Here is a 4,835-nt window from a genome sequence, read left to right as displayed (position 1 = left end):
GGTGCCGTTTCGTCCCCAGTTCGATGGATGAGCGATGACGGTGCGGGCGCGTCGGAGGGGCGGTCGTGTCAGGGCGCGGCGGGTGCGGTGGGTGCGGCAGGCGCGGCGGACGCGGCGGGCGTGAGCCTTCCGCGCAGCCGCAGCGCCGCGTGCAGGGCGCGCAGGACCGCGTACGCGGGGCCGCCGGTCCGCCGCATCCGCAGCAGCGACAGCACCACCCAGAGGCGCGTCTCCGTGGCGTGCCGAGGCGAGCCGTGCACGTCGTCGTTCTCGACGAGGTGCAGGTCCCGGACGGCGCGGCGGAGCCGCTCCACGTCGGCGGCCGGGATGATCTCGTCGCGGGCGCTGGCCGCGCAGTGCACCGGGACGTCGAGGGAGCCGAGCAGCGCGTCGTCCAGCGCCCAGCCGCCGATCCGGTCGAAGACCTCGCCGGACCCGGTGCCGAGCAGGTGCGCCAGCGTGTCGACGGTGACGCGCGGCACCCCCGCCCGCCACCGCTCGTCGGTGAAGAACGCGCTCACCGGGACGCCCGCCGTGACGATGCCGCGGATGCGCGGGTCGTCCGCCGCCGCCCGCAGCGCCATGTGCCCGCTGAAGCTCATGCACGCGGCGTACGTGTGGTCGACGTCGGCCCGGCCGGCGACGGCGTCCAGGATTCCGGACAGCATCGCCGGGGAGTCCTCGTCGTAGGGGACGGTGTTCTCCCCGACGCGGGGCATCTCGGTGACGATCCCGGCCATGCCGAGCCGCCCGAGCCGGGCCAGCATCGGGGCCCACTGCTCCTTGATCGACACGATTCCGCCGGTCATGATCAGCAGCGGTGGCCGCCGCGTCGCCGACAGGCCGCTCGTCCAGCAGCGGACGACTCCGCCCTTCAACTCCACCTCCAGCGGCTCCAGCCCCGTGCCCGACCGCCATTGGTCGAAGGCGCCGACGCAGGACTCCAGGGCCGCCTGCCGCGCGGGGCCGTCCACGAACGGGAAGCGGGCCAGGCCGTAGTAGCGGCAGGCGTCGAGCAGCCGGCCCCGGGCGCGCAGCGCGTCCGCGACGCGGGTCCACTCCACGGCCCACGACCCCGGGCGGCCGTCCACGTCGTTGTCGATGCGGGCGAGCACCTCGGTGTAGCGCTTCTTCGGGATCGACTGGGCCCTGGCATGGACCACCACGAACTGCTTGAGCTCCTCGACGTCGTTCACCGGTGCTCCTCCGTCCCCCGTGGCTCGGCGGGTCGCGTTCCGTTCGCCCGGCCCTCGCCCGCGCTCTCCTCGGCGGCGGTCGGCTCGGCGGCGGCGGTCGGCTCGGCCGCGCCGCCGTCGTCGGCTTCCAGCCGCTCCTTGATCTCGGCGAGGACGTCGGCCGCCTCCGCCCCGTCGATCACCCGGTGGTCGAACGCCAGGTTGAGCCGCAGCACCGGGGCCACCTCGACCCGTCCGCCGCGCACCACCGGCCGGTCGGTCACCCGGCCCAGCCCGAGCGTGATCGTCGTGCCTCCGACGGAGTGGAACCCGTCGACGGGGCGATGTCCCAGCGACGTCACCGCGAACGTGCCCATGGTCTGGGGGCGGCGGCGCAGCGAGCGGGAGACGGCCCGGTAGGCCACCGGCGCGGCGAGCCGGGGCAGCCCGTGCAGCGCCCGGACCCGCGCGAACTCCGGCATGACGGCGGGGTCGCCGTCCCGGAAGTGCTCGACCCGCTCCTGGATCTCCTCCAGGCTCGCCGTCTGCAACCCCTCCAGGACCGTCGACAGCACGACCCGGCGGCCGTTGAGGACCTTGTCGAACGTCAGCTTCCCGTTCACCGAGTCGTACCGGGCGACCTTCGGGCGGAGGCCCCGGGCGATCGCGGAGTTGGCCTCGAGATGTTCGGCCAGGACGCGCGCGGCGGCGTGCAGGACGTGGGTGACGGTGGAGAAGCCGCGCCCGGACGCCCGCCGCCGCCGGATGCCGGACCAGTCGACCTCGGTGTCCAGGAACACGGGCGCGAACGCCCGCGCCTGGTCCAGGAAGTAGAGGGTGTGGCGGCGTTCGCGGGGGAACGCCTCGATCCTGATGCCCATGCGGCCCTCCGGTCGTCCCGCGAGGCGGGTCACAGCTTCTCCAGGGCGAACCCGGCCTTGATCCACTTGCTCGACTCGACCGCGATGCCGATCGCGCGGTCCCCGGAGACCATGTCCGCGAGGGCCTGTTCGAGCTGGAGGAACGGCATCGCGTTGCCGTTGTTGCCGGTCTCGCGGACCCGGGTGACCTCCTTGGCGCCCGGCGTCCGCAGGACCTCGACGATGCGGGCGGTCATCGTCCCCGACAGCTGCGGCGGCAGCAGGTAGTCGACGTCGCCGCTCTGCCAGCCGAGGTCGTCCAGGAGCTCCTTGAGGACCTCGGCCGCCATCGTCGGCACCGACGTCTCGATCGCCTTGTAGTCCTCCTGGACCGCGACGCGCCCGGACGGCCGCTCGGCCGGACCGAACCACTCGAGGACCTGGCCGGGCGCCCGGTCGAGCCCGACCAGCCGGTTGACGACCCGGGGGATCGCCGCGGAGCCGGGCACCGGCTCGGTGGTCAGCACGGCGGCCCCGGCGCCGTCGCCGAACAGCACGACGTTCACCAGCTCCGACGGCTTCAGCTCGGCCAGGTCGACGCCCAGGTCGAAGTGCTTGGCGCACACGTCGCCGCCCAGCACCAGCGCCACCCGGTGCTCGCCCGAGGCGAGCAGCCGCCTGCCGACGTCCAGCGCCTGGACGGCGCCCGCGCATCCGGACTGCAGCTGGTAGGACTGGACCTCGTCGATGCCCAGCCGGTCCGCCACGACATTGACCGTGGCGGGCATGAGCTTGTCGGGTGTGGCCGTGCCGAGGACGATCACGTCCACCTCGCCCGGGTCGACGGACGCCGTGGTCAGCGCGTGGCGGGCGGCGCTCTCGGCCAGGTCCGCCAGCGAATACCGCACCTCCCCGGAGTCCAGGTCGACCGCGAGGTGCCGGGTACGGGTGCCGATGAACGTGTCCACCCATTCCACCCAGAGACGGTCCATGCCGAATCGGCGGGCGAGGGCGGCGTTGTCGATCGGAGGCCCGGGCAGCGCGGAGCCGGCGGACAGCACATGAATGTCGGGAGCGACCATTCCGTTCCTCCCAGGGACGATCAATGGTTCGAACGCTAGGAGGGCGGGCTTAAGTCGATCTAGCCGGTTCCTGTGCGGCGTCTTAGCGGCGCCGGGGTGGCAGGATCCGGCCATGTACGTACTTTCGCTGATGCATTCGTAGGGGTCGGTTCGCCAAGGTGGCGGAGGTGTGGGGAAAGGCCGTCAGCCGTAAGGGACCGACCGATCACTTATCGGGGTTGGTGCGACAGTGAGGTATGAGATCCTGGGTTCGCTGCGCGTCGTCGACGAGGAAAAGACCCTCGTCATCAACGCGCGCAAGATGGAAGTATTGCTGACCACGTTGCTGATCAGGGCGGGAGAGGTGGTCTCGCTCGACCAGCTCGTCACCGAGATCTGGAACCACAATCCGCCCAAACGGGCCACCGACGCGCTGTACGTCTACATTTACCAGTTGCGCAAGCTGCTCGGCCGGCCCGGCCGGGAGGAGACCCCGATCGTCACCCGCGCGCCCGGATACATCCTCTGCCCGCGCGATCACGAGTTCGACTTCTGGCAGTTCCAGCAGCTCGTCAACGAGGGCCGGGACGCCGCCCGCGCGGGTCGTCCGGAGCAGGCGGCCACCGCGCTCGGCGCGGCCCTCGACCTGTGCCGCGGCCCCATCCTGCCCGAACTGCGCGACGGCCCGATCATCGCCGGCTTCGTCACCTGGCTGGAGGAACTGCGGCTGGAGTGCACCGAATGGTTCGTCGAGTCGAACCTGGCGCTCGGCAGGCACCGCGAGATGGTCCGCTTCCTCTACGGCCTCGTCGGCGAGCATCCGCTGCACGAGGCGTTCTACAGGCAGCTCATGCAGGCGCTGTACCAATCCGAGCGGCGAGCCGACGCCCTGAAGGTCTACCAAATGGCACGGAAGACGCTTCAGGACGAACTGGGCCTGGAACCGGGCCGCGCCCTCCGGGAAGTCCAGCAGCGAATACTGCGGGCCGACGAACCATACGGCGAACACGCCGCAGCCAGCTGAACGCCGATCTCCGTCTGAGGGCGTTCAGGGCCCGCGACCATTCCGTCCATTGTTCCGGAGTGGCCCGGCCATGTCGCTCGCTATCATTATCGCGATTGCGTCGCACGGAATGGAGAAGCTTGGTATTCGCGTAGCGACGAAGCTTTCGTCCCTACGATGGTCGATTCCATTCCCGACGAATTCGCACGATCCCAGGGGAGCGACCGGGTCCCGTTGGGTAAGGATGGGATCGTGACGGACGAAAAGCGAGCACGGGGAACGGCGGCCTGGCACGGGCGCATCGAGCACGTTCGCGGCGCCGACCTGGGCGCCGACACCGCCCAGACCCCGGGAATGCGAAGGTATGAGGCGATCTCGGGGAAGAGCGTGGGCTCGGAGCGGCTCTGGATGGGCCGCACGCACGTCGGGCCCGCGACCGACTCGGGCGACCACCACCACGGCGAGGCCGAGACGGCGATCTACATCGTCTCCGGACACCCGGTGTTCGTCTTCGCCGACGGCGACGAGGAGGTCCGGGTGGAGACCGGGCCGGGCGACTACATCTTCGTCCCGCCGTACCTCCCGCACCGGGAGGAGAACCCTTCCCCCGACGAGGAGGCCGTCGTGGTGATCGCCCGCAGCACCCAGGAGGGCATCGTCGTCAACCTGCCCAGCCTCTGGACGAAGGTCGACCGCCCCGCCGACGACGCGTGACGACCGCTCCCCGGGCCCTGTC

Annotated in this window: 5 protein-coding genes; 2 read left to right on the top strand and 3 right to left on the bottom strand. The window is 71.3% G+C overall.

Annotated features, from left to right (window positions below):
* Nucleotides 1-68: 68 nt before the first annotated feature.
* Genes FXF68_RS01385 through FXF68_RS01375 form a run of 3 tightly spaced genes read right to left on the bottom strand, consistent with a single transcriptional unit; the run spans nt 69 to nt 3,117 of the window.
* Nucleotides 69-1,196, bottom strand: a complete 1,128-nt coding sequence (locus FXF68_RS01385; RefSeq protein WP_148756985.1) for an alpha/beta hydrolase — start codon at nt 1,194-1,196, stop codon at nt 69-71.
* Nucleotides 1,193-2,056, bottom strand: coding sequence for a 2-oxo acid dehydrogenase subunit E2 (locus tag FXF68_RS01380; protein WP_222869759.1), 864 nt, complete (start codon nt 2,054-2,056; stop codon nt 1,193-1,195). The genes FXF68_RS01385 and FXF68_RS01380 overlap by 4 nt, the downstream gene beginning before the upstream one ends.
* 29 nt (nt 2,057-2,085) lie before the next feature.
* Nucleotides 2,086-3,117, bottom strand: a complete 1,032-nt coding sequence (locus FXF68_RS01375; protein ID WP_148756984.1) for a 3-oxoacyl-ACP synthase III family protein — start codon at nt 3,115-3,117, stop codon at nt 2,086-2,088.
* A gap of 229 nt (nt 3,118-3,346) precedes the next feature.
* Here FXF68_RS01375 and FXF68_RS01370 point away from each other — a divergent pair, with 229 nt between their 5' ends.
* Both FXF68_RS01370 and FXF68_RS01365 read left to right on the top strand, forming a co-directional pair.
* Nucleotides 3,347-4,120 (top strand): AfsR/SARP family transcriptional regulator, encoded by a 774-nt coding sequence (locus tag FXF68_RS01370; RefSeq protein WP_148756983.1) that lies wholly within the window; start codon nt 3,347-3,349, stop codon nt 4,118-4,120.
* A 231-nt stretch (nt 4,121-4,351) separates the two neighbouring features.
* Nucleotides 4,352-4,813 (top strand): cupin domain-containing protein, encoded by a 462-nt coding sequence (locus tag FXF68_RS01365; protein ID WP_246178165.1) that lies wholly within the window; start codon nt 4,352-4,354, stop codon nt 4,811-4,813.
* Nucleotides 4,814-4,835 lie beyond the last annotated feature (22 nt).

The organism is Actinomadura decatromicini, from assembly GCF_008121305.1.
GTDB lineage: Bacteria > Actinomycetota > Actinomycetes > Streptosporangiales > Streptosporangiaceae > Spirillospora > Spirillospora syzygii.
Note: the sequence above shows the minus strand (reverse complement) of the source record. Positions and strands in the feature narration are given on the sequence as shown.

Excerpts from the sequence above, each read along its gene's own strand:
- FXF68_RS01380 (WP_222869759.1), bottom strand. The coding sequence starts at position 2,056 with ATGGGCATCAGGATCGAGGCGTTCCCCCGCGAACGCCGCCACACCCTC.
- FXF68_RS01375 (WP_148756984.1), bottom strand. The coding sequence starts at position 3,117 with ATGGTCGCTCCCGACATTCATGTGCTGTCCGCCGGCTCCGCGCTGCCC.